The sequence below is a fragment of the Secundilactobacillus muriivasis genome (assembly GCF_054785195.1).
Map to the genome: position 1 here is coordinate 1 of NZ_BAABMI010000037.1, position 14,925 is coordinate 14,925.

Here is a 14,925-nt window from a genome sequence, read left to right on the forward strand (position 1 = left end):
TACAAAAAAACCAGCAACCACGGTGTTCATAACACTGCGTGATAACTGGTTAATATCTTATGATGGGCAGTCAGGGGATCGAACCCTGGACCCACGGATTAAGAGTCCGTTGCTCTGCCAGCTGAGCTAACTGCCCATAAGGTTTAAGTTGTGATGTGAGTAAGTAACTCGCTCAATCAACGTTTACTAATATATCATTTAAACCAGCATCTGACAACACCTTTTTTCAAAAAAATGTATAATTAGGGAATTTTTTGTTGGATTATTGATTGGAAACGTTGATTTACCGGGATTTGTTGAATTTAGAAAATAAAAAATAATCAGGCGTTTCTCACAGCAAGATGTGACGAAAGAAGCAATCGGTGTGTCCCGGATTCGATTCCCTGCCTAGCCATCATCAACCGAGTTGAGTAGACTTCTCGTTAAATGGGTTGGCTTGACGACTTTGATGTCGCTTGGTACCATCAAGCGACTAAGATGATAGATGGGAGATGATCAAATGACGATCACAGTTTGTACCCAACGCAGTCCGGAACTGATCAACCAATTCGTTGACGTTTGGGAGCAATCAGTCACTGCAACGCACACTTTTCTCAGTGAGGTTGAAATTGCTGAAATCAAGACGATTGTGCCATCAGCGCTGATGGCGATTCCGCGATTGCTGATCATTCGACATGCCAAGACGCAGCAACCCGTTGCGTTTATGGCCATCGAGGCACCACGGCTGGAAATGCTATTTATTGCACCGGCAGCTCGTGGCCAAGGTTTGGGGCGCCAATTACTGCAAGAGGCAATCCAACACGAAGGGGTGACCGAACTTGACGTTAACGAGCAAAATCCTCAGGCGATCGGCTTCTACGAGCATCTAGGGTTTAAAACGGTGCGTCGGTCTGAATTAGATGGTCAGGGCAAGCCGTATCCAATCCTTACCATGCGGTTAGTTCAGTAGATGGCGAGCAAGTTTGTTAAGCATCATTGACGATGACTAGTTAATTTGCTTGACGGATAGTCTACTCGCTGTTACTATGTAGTGGTACCTAGTATTAACGAATAGATGAACATGCTGGGCTTATTTAAGTGTCGAATTAGATTGACTACCTAGTAATACAATATAGATGGTTATTGACACTAGCGCACGGCAACAAACAACACAACTCAGGGAGGCGACGCAGTAATGATTGCGATTGATGTAACGGATGTTAAAAAACGGTTTGGTAAATTGGAAGTGTTGAAGGGGATTACGCTTCAAGCACAACAGGGTGAGATTTTTACCTTGCTTGGAGAAAATGGTGCGGGGAAGAGCACACTGATCAATATTTTGGCGACGCTGTCACGGGCGGACGCTGGGACGGTGTCGATTATGGGCCTTGATCCGGTGAAGAACGGTAATCAGGTTCGGCAGCAGATTACGCTTAATGCGCAGTCGATGACTGTGGATGAAGATTTTACAGGGTTGGACAATCTACGACTGATTGCAACGTTACGGAACGTTCAAGATGTATCAGCCGCCATTGAAGTGGTCGCAGCGCAACTGGATCTGACCACGTTTTTGAAGCGGAAGGTGAAGACCTATTCTGGTGGGATGAAGCGCCGGTTGGATATTGCGATGTCGTTGCTAGGGAATCCCCAAATCGTCTTTTTGGATGAACCCACGACTGGTGTCGACCCGAAGAACCGGCTGGCACTGTGGCAACTCATCCGTGAGATGCGGGATGCCGGGAAGACCGTTTTTCTCACCACGCAGTATTTGGACGAAGCGGACGCCCTTTCGGACCACATCGCCTTTATCCGGGATGGACGGATCGTCAAATACGGAACACCGGCTGAAATCAAACAGCGGGTCACGGAATCGTACACGTTGACGGTTGCGCCAAGCCAACGCGCGGAAGCAGTCACTGCGTTAACAGCTGCAAAGATCGCCTATACCGAACAGACTGGCAGTTTCAAGTTAACGGCCAGCGTGGCGCCGGTTGCACTGTCGTTACTGATGGATCAGCACCTGACCGTGCAACAATATGACTTAGATGAAATTAGCTTAGAGGACGTTTTCTTGAACGTCACGGATACGGAGGCCACTCATGCAATCAATTAAACAGTTAACGATGCTGACTAAGCGCATCGTGCGTCAGAACTTAACCAACGCGGATACGGTAATCACGGTAATCGCCATGCCGGTATTTATGTTGCTCTTCTTCGTGTACGTTTTCGGTGGCAACATTGCGACCGTTAGTGGTGGCGGGATGAGTGAGGGTGATTATTTAACCTATGCGCTACCCGGTTTTCTACTATTAACGATGGCGATGGGCTCAGCCTACACCTCGTTACGAATCAACACGGATCAAACGACCGGGTTCTTAAGCCGGCTTCACTCGTTGCCGATTCGCCGGTGGGTGATTTTAGGCTCACACGTTCTGGCCTCGATTATTTTCATGTTGCTGGCAGAGGTTGCCGTCTTTTTAGTGGGGATGGTGATGGGCTACCGGGTCGATGCGCCATTATCGGCAGGACTGGCCTTCTGGGGGGTCTCCTTGTTATTCGGTTTGGCGATTACGTTGCTGGCAGTGCCGTTTTCGCTAAAGGCGGATAACTATGCGTCTGCTGGTGGCTTTTCCTACCTATTACTGATGTTGTTGTTCGTTAGTTCGGCGTTGATGCCAACGGCGGGGATGGCCAAACCAGTGCGGATCTTCGCTAATCATCAACCTATGACGCCAATTGTTAACGTGGCGCGGGGATTGTTAGATCAAAGTGTTCAGGCGTCAACCCATACCACGTTGATTGCGCTGATCTGGTTAGTTGCTGGGATTATTATGTTTGGTGGTTTGTCTTACGTGGTTTATGCGCAAGTGTTCCTGAAGAAGTAATCGGGTTTAGCTTAGATGGGCTGAACGCATAAAAGCAGCCTTGGGAACTACCGGTTTGGCGTTCTCAAGGTTGCTTTATTAGCTAATTATTTAACGACTGATGCCAAGTAAGCACTTAACCGCTGCTTAGCGTCTTCAACCAATTGCGCTTTGTCATTTTCCATTAGGTCTAACCCCTCAGCGCGAATCAGTTCCATCTTGGTGATGCCCATGAAGTTCAAAACGGTCCGCATGTAGTGGGGCGCAATGTCAGCGTTGACGTAGCGGATGTCGTGTTCGTAGTCGCTGCCACTGGATTGGATGTAGGCCACTTTTTGCTTGCCGTCTAAGAGACCGACGGAGCCATCGGCGGTGTATTTGAACGTTTTATTAGCAATCAAAATGTTGTCGATGTAGTCCTTGAGCCGGCTGACCACGTTGAAGTTGTGGAGTGGCATCATGATGAGGATCAAATCAGCACGCTTCCATTGGTCGATCAGTTGATTTTGCGCGTCGTCAACGAGGGCCGGGGTGTTTAAGTTTTCGGCCGTAATTTCTGGAATGTTGGCTTCTGGTGCGTACAGGGTCAATTGTTCGACTTCGGCGTTCGGCGCCAGTTGTTTTAACTGGTCGAGGGCGGTTTGTTCGAGTTGGTTAATGGTGCGTTGGGGGTTCGTGTAATCTGGGTGGGCGTTAATGATTAAGATGGTCATAGTAAGATTCCTTTCGAGTATAATAGTAGTAGTTTAATTGAGGAGGGGTCGCGATGTTTCTCATCGACCGGCAAGCAACGGAGCAGATTTATCACCAGTTGTACCGTCAACTGCGCGCGGAAATTGAAACGGGGGTCCGGCACCCGGGACAGGTCGTCCCGAGCACCCGGTATTTGGCCCAACAGTTATCACTGAGTCGAAATACCGTGGATCATGCCTATCAGGACTTAGTCGCTGAAGGTTACTTAGTGAGTCGGCCAGGATCCGGCTACCACGTGGCGAACCAGTTACCATTCACGGTGGCGAGTCCGGCGTTGAGTGCGGTGCCGCGGCCCAAATACCGCTACGACTTCACCGAAACCTACGATTACTTACGGCTCTTTCCGGTGCAAGCGTGGCAGGCCGCTGAACAGCGGGTTTTCCAACGTGGCGTTGCTCACATTCAACCTGCGAATGGTGATTTAGGTTATCGCGAACAGCTAGTGAACTACTTGGCGCGGTTGAAAAATCTCCACGTTCAACCGGAACAGATCGTGATCACCAGCGGATTCAATGAAGCTGCCGGGATCATTGCCCAGCTTGTGCCGGCCTTTCATGAACAAGGCCTCAGCGTGGCGGAACCGATCGCACCTAATGCGCGGTCGGTGTGGCAGACGTTGGCGGTGCCTGTGACCCAGTTTCGGGAACTGGCCAATTTGCCAGATGCGGCGGGTTACGTGTTATCACCGACCCATAACTTTCCCAGCGGCGCCGGTCTGACCGCCATTCAGCGACAAAAATTTGCGGCGTGGTTACAAGAACGGCAACGGTACCTGATCGAGCTAGATACGGACGGCAACCTGACTTATTCGGGGCAGCCAACGCCAGCGATTCACCACTACCTTGATGGTGAGCGCTGTTTCTACTACACCAACTTTGATGAGATCTTAGGCGCTTCGCTGTGCATGGGCATTTTAGTCATTCCGGAAAACTTCGTTGGTCGCTATCAGGTGATCTACGGTAAGTTGCCCAACTGCAACTCACAGCTTCAGCAACAGGTCCTCAGTCAGTTGATCGCCAACGATGACCTCGAACGGTTCATGCGCCAACTCACCATCGTCTACGCCAACCGCCGGCAGTTGGTGTTAAATACGGTGCGGGACTGTTTCGGGTCCCGAGTTGAAGCAATGGACGTTGCGGCTGGGAGCTTTGTGACGCTACGGCTGTATTTAAAGCAACCCGTTAAAACGTTGATTGCGGCTGCCGAACAGGTTGGCGTTGGCCTCGTTGACCCGGATCGGTGCTGGTCGAATTTACAACCGGCGTATCCGAGCATCGTGCTGAGCTTACGGCAGATGGACGATGCCCACATTGTCGATGGGATTCGCGTCCTCGCTGATGCTTGGCAACAATTCTTAGTATAGTGAAAATTGAACCGAACCCAAGAGCCAGTTGGGTGCCGGTTTGTCGAGTGGCATCGAATTGTCAGGTTCGGTTCTTGACGCCTATACTACCTAACAATATAATGTACTGGAGCTTAACTAAACTAACGAAAGCAGGTCAAACCTATGAACGGACTAACCGAATTACTCAAAGGGGCGCTGGAAGGCATCGTTCTTCAGCGTATCAGCCAAGGCGAGACCTATGGCTACGAAATCACCCAGTACTTAGTCGATAACGGCTTAGAAGATATCGTTGAAGGGACGGTGTATACCGTTCTGTTACGCCTAGATAAGAAGGGCCTACTCACCGTCACCCGGCGAAAATCAGACCGAGGACCGATGCGGAAGTTTTATTCGTTAAATGCCGATGGTGAGGCCTACTTAGCCGAATTTTGGACGAAATGGGATTTTTTGACGACAACGATGACGGCGTTGAGGGGGCATCAAAAGTGAATTTTTGGGATAGAATAACTGGCAATGATATGACACGCCAAATGAAGGCGTTCGAGCAACAGGTTCAAACCTTGCCAGCCGATTATCAAGCTGCGTGGCAGTTGATTCAAAAGACGGTTTGGACCCGAACGGATATTACCGGACGAAATTTGATGCCGATTTTTGATGGTATTGTTGACTTGATGACGGAAGCTGCGGCGGATGGCCTTAGTGTGACTGAAGCACTTGGTGATGACATCGCAGCGTTTGCGGACAACGTTGCGGCAACTAGTGGTGCGCAGAATCTACAAGATCGTTGGCGAGCGACTTTGAACCGGCGAGTGGCTAAGAAGCTTGGGAGGTCGTTGTGATGGGGTTAATGGATGATAAACAGGCTTGGCGGGCGCACATGGCGGCGGTTCATGCCTTGCCACGAGATTACGAAGTGGTTTATTTGGAGATTCAGAAGTACGTGTTTAAAGTTGGTCCGGTAGCGGCTAGTGGTCAGGAGAAAGTGCTGGCGGAGTTACTGCAGCTATTTCAGGATGGTGCGGAACAACAGGCTGATGTTTTAGACGTCACAGGGCATGACGTTGCGGCGTTTGCGGATGAGTTGATTGCGGGCGTTGGTGGCGTGACTTTGATGGATAAGTATTTAGCTGAATGATGTGAGTGGCGACGTGAATTGATTGAGAATTCAGGTCGTTTTTTATTGTCGTTTGTGTCCAGCGCGTGTTGGATTTTGGCTGTTTGTCGTCGCTTCGCTCGCCAAAGCCGCATAAAAGCTGGCGCTCTCAAGCTACAAAATTCGGCGCCACTTTGGCTGTTATTTCCAGGGTTCCTGAAGTTATAGGAAGTTGTCAACCACGTGTACCTTCCGGCCACCGCGCCGAATAGTGCTGCGCAAGACTGAGAGCTGCATGTAAGGCAAGGCCGGTAAACCCGCCAGGCCCAGGCGCCTTCACCGGCCTCGCCTTACACACTGCTCTCAACCCGTCTTGCTCCGCACACTTAATATGTAACCCGGGGAAACTACCGTTAACCACAGTACATGAATCGCTTCATGTGACTTGCTGTGTTATAATATCTACTGTATAGGCCGTTTTCACAAGCCTGTACACCTACCTGAACGTGTCAGCCGGGCCGTGCACCCGCGCCTGACCTAACCGAATGTGCACTTAAACTAAAACTAAACATACCTGAACGAATCGTTATCTGAAGGAGGATAATTCAGATGAAAAAAATTCTAGTGGTCGACGATGAAAAACCAATTACAGACATTATCAAATTTAACTTAACTAAAGAGGGTTACGAGGTGGCTGTCGCGCATGATGGCGAAGAGGCCTTGCAACAAGTAGAAGAAATTGAACCAGACTTAATTATTTTGGACCTGATGTTACCTAAGATCGACGGGCTTGAAGTGGCGCGCCAAGTGCGGATGAAGCACGATATGCCAATTATTATGGTCACTGCCAAGGACTCAGAACTGGACAAAGTGCTGGGACTTGAACTTGGTGCCGATGATTACGTCACGAAACCATTCTCTAACCGGGAACTGGTTGCCCGGGTTAAGGCGAACTTACGTCGTCAAAACAGCGTGAGTGCGGCCGTTCCTGAAGAAGAGGAAAACAAGGATATCGAAATTGGCGATTTGGTGATCCATCCAGACGCCTACTCCGTTTCAAAGCGGGGCCAAAACATTGAATTAACCCACCGGGAATTTGAACTATTACACTACTTAGCCCAACACATTGGCCAAGTAATGACCCGGGAACACTTGCTCCAAACCGTTTGGGGGTACGACTACTTCGGTGATGTCCGGACAGTCGACGTAACGGTACGGCGCTTACGTGAAAAAATCGAAGATAACCCCAGCCATCCAACTTGGTTGGTCACCCGTCGTGGGGTGGGGTATTACCTGAGAAATACCGATAGCGACGCCCAAGCATAGGCGACTAGCATGATCGTAAGGGGTAAAGAGACACGTGAAACGAAAAATTAGATGGTATCAGTCGATTCAGTTTAAGATCGCGTTTGTGTTCGCGATGATGTTGATCATTACGTTGGAAATTGTTGGGGCGGTCTTCGTCCAGCAACTCGAAACGCAGAACTTACGCACGTTTAAGAACCAGATTTCACTCCAGCGTTATGTGAGTACCAATCTGACTTCTCAACTTTCGCGGGCGAACACCGCATCAGCTAACCGACAGATTCGAACCCTGTTGTCCGATGCTAATATCCCGAGTACGGCAAACGCTGAGATTCGGATTATCGATAATAAGGGGACTATTCGGGGGACTAACGAAGCCAATAATCAGCAGATCGTTGGCCAAAAAACCACGGATAACACCGTTAAAAAAGTCATTTATAACAACGGCGCTGGTAGCGAGACGACCACTTACGATTCGTCCAGCAACCAGTACTACTACATCAAAGTGACGCCGTTGATCAAACAAAGTAGCGGGAGTAGTACGCCCGTTGGGGTCGTGTACATTCGTGCGAGCCTCGAAAGTGTCTACGATAGTATTAGTAAGATTACAGCCATCTACCTCGTGGCGGCGATTATTGCCGTTGGCTTAGGGCTGGTTTTGTCGATCGTTATTTCCCGGGCAATTACCGTCCCAATCACCGAAATGAAGGAGCAGACCATCCGCATTGCGCGTGGGGACTACTCTGGACAAGTTCAGATTTACGGTAATGACGAACTGGGCCAACTAGCCAGTGCGGTCAATAACCTATCTGTCCGGGTGGAAGAGGCGCAAGAATCCACCGAGTCTGAGCGACGACGGTTAAATTCAGTGATGGCGCATATGACCGATGGGGTCATTGCGACCGACCGCCGCGGGAACGTGACGATTATTAACGAAACCGCCGTTGAATTCTTAGACGTGGATTCAGACCAAGCGATTGGCCAATCAGTCCTTGATATTTTAAACATCCGCAAGCGGTACACGTTGCGTGACTTATTGGAAGATCCAGACGAAATCATGCTGGACTTTTCAACTGACGATCACGACTTGATCCTGCAGGCTTATTTCTCACTGATTCAACGGGAATCCGGCTTTATCAGCGGGTTAGCCTGTGTGCTGCATGACGTTACTGAACAACAAAAAATCGATCAAGACCGCAAACAATTCGTATCTAACGTGTCCCATGAATTACGGACACCGTTAACCAGTGTCCGGTCCTACATTGAAGCCTTGTCGGATGGCGCTTGGCAGGATCCAGAAATCGCACCGAAGTTCCTGAAGGTGACCCAAGAGGAAACCGATCGAATGATTCGGATGATCAATGACCTGTTGACGTTGTCACGGATGGATTCCGGGACCCAGAAATTAAACCTCGAACTCGTGAACTTAAACGAGCTCTTTAACTACGTCTTGAACCGTTTCGATATGATTATCGATAGTAACGAACAAAACGACCGCTCTGATAAGCACTACACCATCAAGCGGGAATTTACCAAGCGTGATTTATGGGTTGAAATCGACACCGACCGCTTCACTCAAGTGTTAGACAACATTATGAACAACGCCATCAAGTACTCACCGGATGGCGGGATCGTGACGTGTCGGTTGATTGAAACGCATAATAACGTGATTTTAAGCATCGCAGACCAAGGTCTCGGGATTCCGCGAGCCGATATTCCCCACGTCTTTGACCGGTTCTACCGAGTCGATAAGGCGCGCTCACGGGCACAAGGCGGGACTGGCTTGGGCTTAGCCATCTCTAAAGAAGTGATCCAATCGCTTGGCGGTAAGATTTGGGTTGAAAGTCGTGAAGGGCACGGCTCAACCTTCTACATTTCACTGCCATACGAACCTTACGATGAGGGGGATGATCTTTGGGATGAAGCTTAGACAACTCTGGCTCCCCGTTAGTTTGGGGATCGCCATGGTCATCAGTTTAGGCCTCTCAGTCATGTTGTGGACGAACCCTGCCCACTCCACGCTGAGTAGCCGAACCAAGGTGACCAAAACCAACGATAATTCAAATAACACCACCTTTCAGGATATTTACCTGCCGTCACAAATCGTGTCGACCGATAGTAAGGGCCAACAAGAGGTTCTGACTAACGATAAGATCAACATTGCCTCGCAACTTCGCGACAAAATGAGTCGGTTTACGGCGACTGATGTTCAGACGGTGAGCGAACGGTCCAGTAAAGCCTATCTCAAGCAGTTGAAGCGCAAGAGTACGGTGTTGCTGAACTACGAGACACCAATGACGGTCAACTTTTTCCGCAAGGTCTTTGACAACCAACTTAAGGTGCCAAACCAGAAGTTTAACCGGGTTCAGTTACTGCTGAACGACCCGAAGCATTTGTATCTATTAAACGACCAAACGTTGCGGGTGGCGCGGGTGAAGTTGAAGAATAACGAAGCTGGCAAGTTAAAGAAAGTGTTGAATGATCAGATGGTCAAGCACCCAGTATCGTTCATGATGCTGAATGGTAAACCACTGCTTTATTACCCCGATGCGCTGAAACTTAAAACTTACAGTTATCAACTAACTGAACAGACGCAAAGCTACTACGCGAACCGAATCATGACGACCAACGCCAACAGTAGTGTGCAGATCAAACACCACAAGAACAGTACGGTCTACGATGATCATGGCTTCCGGCACATGGTAGTGAGCGATAAGGACGATACCGTGGTCTTTACGAACTACAATTCGCAAGTGAAGAGTAACAGCTTTTTGACGACCATGAACCACGTTTACCAGCAAATGGTGATGGTGGGGATGCCGTTGGATAACATGCGGTTCTTCGCTTACGACAGCGGGGCGCACACGGTTAGTTTCCGAACCTATGTCGGTGGACTGCCGGTATTTGACCAATCAAACTTTGGGGCGGTTCAGGTTCAGATTCTGGATCAGACCTCGTATCAGATGAACTTCTCACTGGATAGCTTGCAGGTACCGATTCCGCCGGCTCAGGATACCGCAACGGTTGAGTCGATGGGAACGTTACTTAAACGACTTGAGGCTGCGGGTGTTCATAAGCGTAAGATCCAAGATATTCAACTCGGTTACACTTGGACACGAGATACCGGTCTGGATAAAGTCGTCAACCTCACACCAACTTGGTACATCAAAATTGGTGGCAAATGGCAAACGTATGAGGAGGCGATCCAATGAACTTTAAGCGAATTCAGATCATCTTCCTCATCATCTTTATCATGATGGACGGGTTTCTCTACCTGTCCTTCAACCGGAGTAGTGTCGGTAATTCGGATTCCTCCAGTAATAACATTTTGGAAGAAATGCGTAAGGATCAAATCAGCTTTACGAAGCCGACGACTGACACGCATGAGGGCTACTATTTCTCTGGTGAAAACGGCACGACATTGCGGGATGGTGCAGCAGCGCTACAGCAGCAAACCTACCGCTTTAATGGCCAGGAGCTGGTGAGTGAATTTAAACGCACCATCAAGCTGCCTGAAGGTGAGGCCAAGGCAACCTTGGATAAAATCGTCGCCAACCCGCTGTTAGTCATCAACGGGAAGGATTACACCTATAGCAGTAAGCTGTCGCGGGACAACGAGCTGATTTACGTTCAACGGGTAGCTGGCGGTCCGGTATACTCGCGGTACGGCCAACTTCGCTTTGCGCTGAATAATCAGCACCGGGTAATTGGTTATAGCCAAACCTACCTCGATAACGTGAAGTTACTAAAGGAAAAGAGCAAGACTATCAGCGAGGAACGCGCGCTGACTTGGTTATACCAGTACAACGAAGTGCCAAACGGTGCTAAGATTTCCTGGTCCAACCTCGCCTATACGCGGTTACTGACCGCTCGCGGGCAGTACGTTTTCTTGCCGACTTGGGTCTTCGCGGTTAAAATCAATAATTCATCTGCCGTTGTGTTGAAACGGGTCAACGCCTACACGGGTGAGATTCTTAAGACTGGCAACGGTAGTAATAACAGCAATGCTAATACGGAAATTTTTACGATGACTTAGTTGTTGTGTGATGAGCATCACTCGATTGTGGGTGGTGCTTTTTTGTGCTGTCGTTTGTGTCCAGCGTAAGCATCATTGATGTGAGTTTGTGAAATATAAGTTGCGTGAGCTGGCGATTCCGGTCAGCGACTAGGTTCCTGCTGTGGGGCCGGCCTGAGCCAAAGGGCGGTCTCAGTCCTCGAATTCAAGCCTCGCCAAAACCCGTGCGAGTCTTGAATTCGTCCCCGATAATTGGCGGTTGTTGGAAGTTCGTCAACAACTACCAATTATCGCGACACAGCATCCACCTAGCCGCTGACCGGAATCTCATATTGCACAATTGGCCGCATTGTAGACCATCTCAAGAGCTTAACTGCACGTTCAGTCACGGGATTACAACGACTGACGTTAATTCGACAAACGCCCAAATTGATCATCAATCAGCAATTCATATTACGATAGCTGAATATCAGCACAACTGCATTAAGTTCACGTGAACGTAGCGCATAACTGGCAAATTTAGTTTTATGCAATCGTTGGTTCATTGTGGTTACGCGTCTGCAGTTGTCGAGTAATTATCTAACATTGCCGTGACGCAGTTCCGTCAACTTCAGATTGTGACAGTCAGCAGCTCTGTTACCGCCAGCACACCATGTAGCGGGAGGCGGAGGCGCGCGGAGCTCCGGAGCGACGACCCGGCGAAGCCTGGAAGCTGCGTTCCAGCTCCGCATAGCGCCGGAGTCTCCCGCGGCATCCTCCCACCATATAAAACCAGAATCACCTCGCAAACTCAGAATGCTTACGCTGGACACAAACGTAAGCAATGACAGGCCATTAAAATTGGCCGATACACTAACCGCCACGCTTGTATTTTTGTACGAAATGGGTTCTAATAGTAGGCGATAGTAAAAATTTTAAAGTAACGTGGAACCGTAATTAAAAGGAAGTTGGGCAGTCTATGCAACAGGAAGATGATGGGTTGAAGGTCAGTGTGTTAGCCAGTGGGAGTACTGGGAACTGTACCTATATTGAAACCAAGGAACACCACATTTTAATCGATGCGGGGTTGAGTGGTAAGAAAATCGAAGGGTTAATGGCGTCGATCGGTCGGGATATGCACGACGTGGATTCGCTGTTTGTGACCCATGAACATTCTGATCACCGGAAAGCAGTCGGCATTTTGGCGCGGCGGTACGGGCTTGACGTTTACGCGAACCAGGGGACTTGGGATGCGATGGATGGTAAAATCGGTAAAGTTGACGTTACCCAAAAGCACATCTTGGCACCCGACAGTACGCTGAGTTTGGGTGACATGGATGTGGAGAGCTTCTCCGTGTCGCATGATGCCGCTGAGCCGCAATTTTACGCCGTTCACAGTGGCGGCAAGACCTTTGTGGTGTTGACGGACACCGGCTACGTTTCCGACCATGTCGAGGGCGTTATTAAGGATGCCGACGCCTACTTAATGGAGTGTAACCACGATGTTGAAATGCTACGGATGGGCAGTTACTCTTGGCCATTAAAGCAACGGATCCTCGGCGACACTGGTCACTTGTCAAATGAAGACGGGGCCGACGCGATGATGGATGTTTTAGGCCGTCATACCAAGCGCATCTTCCTCGGACATTTGAGTCAAGAAAACAACATGAAGTCACTGGCACACCTGACCGTTGCCTCCATTTTGGAAGACCACGATTTTGGCGTTGACCACGATTTCAAGATTTTAGATACCGATCCAGAGAAGGCTAGCGGGTTAGTGACTCTTTAAGTTTTCGCCTAATTCTTAAGGGATTTAGCAAAAATTTATAACTTTTACGAGTTAAGATTCAAACTTTTTTCATAACTAACCGTTACAATAGAACCTATACAGAACGTGGTTCAGTGAGGGACTGGACCAATCTGACAAAGGGCTGCTGACAGCGCTAGCCTTCGTGCCTAGCATTGAGGAGGACGGCTGTTGGAACCCTTACTAAAGGAGGGAAAGCGCGATTCGCGCGAACGATGGATAATCAACAAGGACCAAACTCAAATGAACCAATCACACCGCAACATTCTGGTACTAAGGGCTTATTAATTAAGGTGGCCGTTACGGCGTTGGTAGCCGGACTCGTGGGCGGGGGAATCGCTTACGGTGGCGCTAACTACTTAAGTAACCGGGATTCGACATCGGTACCAGCTGGGTCAAATAGCGGCGGTTCAACGTCGACCAGTAACTTAAAGGTGAACGTCAGCTCGCAGGCTTCAAAGGCATTTACGACCGTTAAACCGTCCGTTGTGTCAGTCATTAATTTGCAAAAAGAAAGTCAGTCATCAAGTACTTTAGGTGGCTTGATTGGTGGCGATAGTAGCAGTAGCGATTCATCGTCATCAAGCAGTTTGGAAACCAGCTCTGAAGGTTCTGGGGTCATTTACAAGAAGTCCGGGAACGCCGCTTATGTTGTGACCAACAACCACGTGGTCTCAGGTTCCAACGCGCTTGAAGTGATCTTAAGTAATGGTAAGAAGCTGGATGCTAAGATTGTTGGTAAGGATTCAGTGACCGACTTAGCTGTCTTGAAGATCAACAGTGCAGATGTGAAGAGTGTCGCTACGTTCGGTAATTCTGATAACATCAAAGTCGGTGAAACCGCGTTGGCAATTGGCTCGCCATTAGGCTCGCAGTACGCAACGTCATTAACGGAAGGAATTATTTCCGCTAAGAAACGGACCGTCGCAACGACCGATGAAACCACGAACCAACAAACTGGGAACGCCACGGTTATCCAAACCGATGCTGCCATCAACCCTGGAAACTCAGGTGGTCCACTGATCAACTTGGCCGGTCAAGTCGTTGGGATCAACTCAATGAAGTTGGCCAGCGATAACTCCGGGACCAGCGTTGAAGGGATGGGCTTTGCGATCCCAAGTAACGAAGTTGTGACGATTATTAACCAGTTGATCAAGAACGGGAAGATCGTTCGGCCAGCGTTAGGCATCAAGTACGTGGACCTTTCAGAAGTTTCAAAGACTCAACAGAAGTCCATCTTGAAGTTGCCAACCAGTGTTGAAAACGGGGTCGTTGTGATGACGACACCAGGTTCAAGCACCCCAGCAGGTAAGGCCGGCATCAAGAAGTACGATGTCATCACTGCTTTAGGTGGTAAGAAGATCAGCACCGATTCAACCTTGCGTGACTTGCTGTACAAGTACAGCGTGGGCGATACGGTTGCGGTAACGTACTACCACAATGGGAAAATGAAGACTGAGAAGGTTAAGTTGACGGAGACTACTTCGCAGTTGAATAGTAATAATTAGAGTGTGAGACAAAGCGTTTAAAGCGTGGAGTATAAGGGCGCCCCGATTAGAACCTCGGTTTTTGAGGTTTTAATCGGGGCGCCCTTATATGCAACGCTTTGCTTTGGCTCACACGTTTCGGCGCGGTGGCCAGAAAGTTATGAGATGACAAGTTAGGGAACGTTGGCGATTGTCCGGAAAATATCAGTTTTAATAGCGACGAAAACAAAGTAGTAGTAATGTACATCGCCAGAAGCACTCAGTAAACTATCCCAACCTCTTTTTGTCCGGGTCGCCC

General features: G+C 49.1%; 14 protein-coding genes and 1 tRNA gene. 13 read left to right on the forward strand and 2 right to left on the reverse strand.

All coding sequences use genetic code 11. The features are described from left to right. Window positions 1-63: 63 nt before the first annotated feature. Window positions 64-136 (reverse strand) — tRNA-Lys (locus tag ACYVR3_RS09760). 363 nt (window positions 137-499) lie between these two features. Between ACYVR3_RS09760 and ACYVR3_RS09765 the strand changes: the two genes are divergently transcribed. From ACYVR3_RS09765 to ACYVR3_RS09775, 3 genes are all read left to right on the forward strand, one after another. Then, a complete protein-coding gene (locus tag ACYVR3_RS09765) occupies window positions 500-949 on the forward strand; it encodes an acetyltransferase (RefSeq protein WP_461244087.1) in 450 nt (149 codons plus the stop codon). Window positions 950-1,174: 225 nt separating this feature from the next. Continuing rightward, entirely contained in the window at window positions 1,175-2,092 is a 918-nt protein-coding gene (locus tag ACYVR3_RS09770) for an ABC transporter ATP-binding protein (protein WP_461244088.1), read from the forward strand. Then, a complete protein-coding gene (locus tag ACYVR3_RS09775) occupies window positions 2,079-2,864 on the forward strand; it encodes an ABC transporter permease (protein ID WP_461244089.1) in 786 nt (261 codons plus the stop codon). Before ACYVR3_RS09770 ends, ACYVR3_RS09775 begins: the two co-directional genes overlap by 14 nt. An 86-nt stretch (window positions 2,865-2,950) precedes the next feature. Here ACYVR3_RS09775 and ACYVR3_RS09780 read toward each other — a convergent pair whose 3' ends face one another. Further along, window positions 2,951-3,556 (reverse strand): FMN-dependent NADH-azoreductase, encoded by a 606-nt coding sequence (locus ACYVR3_RS09780; protein ID WP_461244090.1) that lies wholly within the window; start codon window positions 3,554-3,556, stop codon window positions 2,951-2,953. A 53-nt stretch (window positions 3,557-3,609) separates the two neighbouring features. On the opposite strand from ACYVR3_RS09780, the gene ACYVR3_RS09785 reads away from it, so the two are divergent. From ACYVR3_RS09785 to ACYVR3_RS09830, 10 genes are all read left to right on the forward strand, one after another. Next, window positions 3,610-4,959: an aminotransferase-like domain-containing protein gene (locus ACYVR3_RS09785; protein WP_461244091.1), complete on the forward strand. Its 1,350-nt coding sequence runs from the start codon at window positions 3,610-3,612 to the stop codon at window positions 4,957-4,959. Between the two features lie 144 nt (window positions 4,960-5,103). Beyond that, window positions 5,104-5,430: a PadR family transcriptional regulator gene (locus ACYVR3_RS09790; RefSeq protein WP_054735460.1), complete on the forward strand. Its 327-nt coding sequence runs from the start codon at window positions 5,104-5,106 to the stop codon at window positions 5,428-5,430. After that, window positions 5,427-5,780, forward strand: a complete 354-nt coding sequence (locus ACYVR3_RS09795) for a DUF1048 domain-containing protein (RefSeq protein WP_461244092.1) — start codon at window positions 5,427-5,429, stop codon at window positions 5,778-5,780. The genes ACYVR3_RS09790 and ACYVR3_RS09795 overlap by 4 nt, the downstream gene beginning before the upstream one ends. Continuing rightward, complete coding sequence (locus tag ACYVR3_RS09800; RefSeq protein WP_461244093.1) at window positions 5,780-6,076, forward strand: DUF1048 domain-containing protein; 297 nt, start codon at window positions 5,780-5,782, stop codon at window positions 6,074-6,076. The genes ACYVR3_RS09795 and ACYVR3_RS09800 overlap by 1 nt, the downstream gene beginning before the upstream one ends. Window positions 6,077-6,643: 567 nt before the next feature. Further along, window positions 6,644-7,360 carry a response regulator YycF gene (gene yycF, locus ACYVR3_RS09805; protein ID WP_461244094.1) on the forward strand — a complete coding sequence of 239 codons (717 nt, stop codon included), beginning with the start codon at window positions 6,644-6,646 and terminating at the stop codon, window positions 7,358-7,360. Between the two features lie 34 nt (window positions 7,361-7,394). Beyond that, on the forward strand, window positions 7,395-9,269 hold the full coding sequence (gene walK / locus ACYVR3_RS09810) for a cell wall metabolism sensor histidine kinase WalK (protein WP_461244095.1): 1,875 nt from the start codon (window positions 7,395-7,397) through the stop codon (window positions 9,267-9,269). After that, complete coding sequence (locus tag ACYVR3_RS09815) at window positions 9,259-10,551, forward strand: YycH family regulatory protein (RefSeq protein ID WP_461244096.1); 1,293 nt, start codon at window positions 9,259-9,261, stop codon at window positions 10,549-10,551. The genes walK and ACYVR3_RS09815 overlap by 11 nt, the downstream gene beginning before the upstream one ends. Further along, window positions 10,548-11,375, forward strand: a complete 828-nt coding sequence (locus ACYVR3_RS09820) for a two-component system regulatory protein YycI (RefSeq protein WP_054735447.1) — start codon at window positions 10,548-10,550, stop codon at window positions 11,373-11,375. The genes ACYVR3_RS09815 and ACYVR3_RS09820 overlap by 4 nt, the downstream gene beginning before the upstream one ends. A gap of 937 nt (window positions 11,376-12,312) precedes the next feature. After that, the gene (locus ACYVR3_RS09825) at window positions 12,313-13,122 is read left to right on the forward strand and encodes an MBL fold metallo-hydrolase (RefSeq protein WP_461244097.1); all 810 of its coding nucleotides are present in this window, start codon (window positions 12,313-12,315) and stop codon (window positions 13,120-13,122) included. A gap of 233 nt (window positions 13,123-13,355) precedes the next feature. Continuing rightward, window positions 13,356-14,648, forward strand: a complete 1,293-nt coding sequence (locus ACYVR3_RS09830; RefSeq protein WP_461244098.1) for a S1C family serine protease — start codon at window positions 13,356-13,358, stop codon at window positions 14,646-14,648. The last annotated feature ends 277 nt before the right edge of the window (window positions 14,649-14,925 follow it).

What these genes read in the sequence shown, in the direction of transcription:
- ACYVR3_RS09765 (WP_461244087.1), top strand. Translation starts at nt 500, where the DNA reads ATGACGATCACAGTTTGTACCCAACGCAGTCCGGAACTGATCAACCAA.
- ACYVR3_RS09770 (WP_461244088.1), top strand. Translation starts at nt 1,175, where the DNA reads ATGATTGCGATTGATGTAACGGATGTTAAAAAACGGTTTGGTAAATTG.
- ACYVR3_RS09775 (WP_461244089.1), top strand. Translation starts at nt 2,079, where the DNA reads ATGCAATCAATTAAACAGTTAACGATGCTGACTAAGCGCATCGTGCGT.
- ACYVR3_RS09780 (WP_461244090.1), bottom strand. Translation starts at nt 3,556, where the DNA reads ATGACCATCTTAATCATTAACGCCCACCCAGATTACACGAACCCCCAA.
- ACYVR3_RS09785 (WP_461244091.1), top strand. Translation starts at nt 3,610, where the DNA reads ATGTTTCTCATCGACCGGCAAGCAACGGAGCAGATTTATCACCAGTTG.
- ACYVR3_RS09790 (WP_054735460.1), top strand. Translation starts at nt 5,104, where the DNA reads ATGAACGGACTAACCGAATTACTCAAAGGGGCGCTGGAAGGCATCGTT.
- ACYVR3_RS09800 (WP_461244093.1), top strand. Translation starts at nt 5,780, where the DNA reads ATGGGGTTAATGGATGATAAACAGGCTTGGCGGGCGCACATGGCGGCG.
- yycF (WP_461244094.1), top strand. Translation starts at nt 6,644, where the DNA reads ATGAAAAAAATTCTAGTGGTCGACGATGAAAAACCAATTACAGACATT.
- ACYVR3_RS09815 (WP_461244096.1), top strand. Translation starts at nt 9,259, where the DNA reads ATGAAGCTTAGACAACTCTGGCTCCCCGTTAGTTTGGGGATCGCCATG.
- ACYVR3_RS09820 (WP_054735447.1), top strand. Translation starts at nt 10,548, where the DNA reads ATGAACTTTAAGCGAATTCAGATCATCTTCCTCATCATCTTTATCATG.
- ACYVR3_RS09825 (WP_461244097.1), top strand. Translation starts at nt 12,313, where the DNA reads ATGCAACAGGAAGATGATGGGTTGAAGGTCAGTGTGTTAGCCAGTGGG.
- ACYVR3_RS09830 (WP_461244098.1), top strand. Translation starts at nt 13,356, where the DNA reads ATGGATAATCAACAAGGACCAAACTCAAATGAACCAATCACACCGCAA.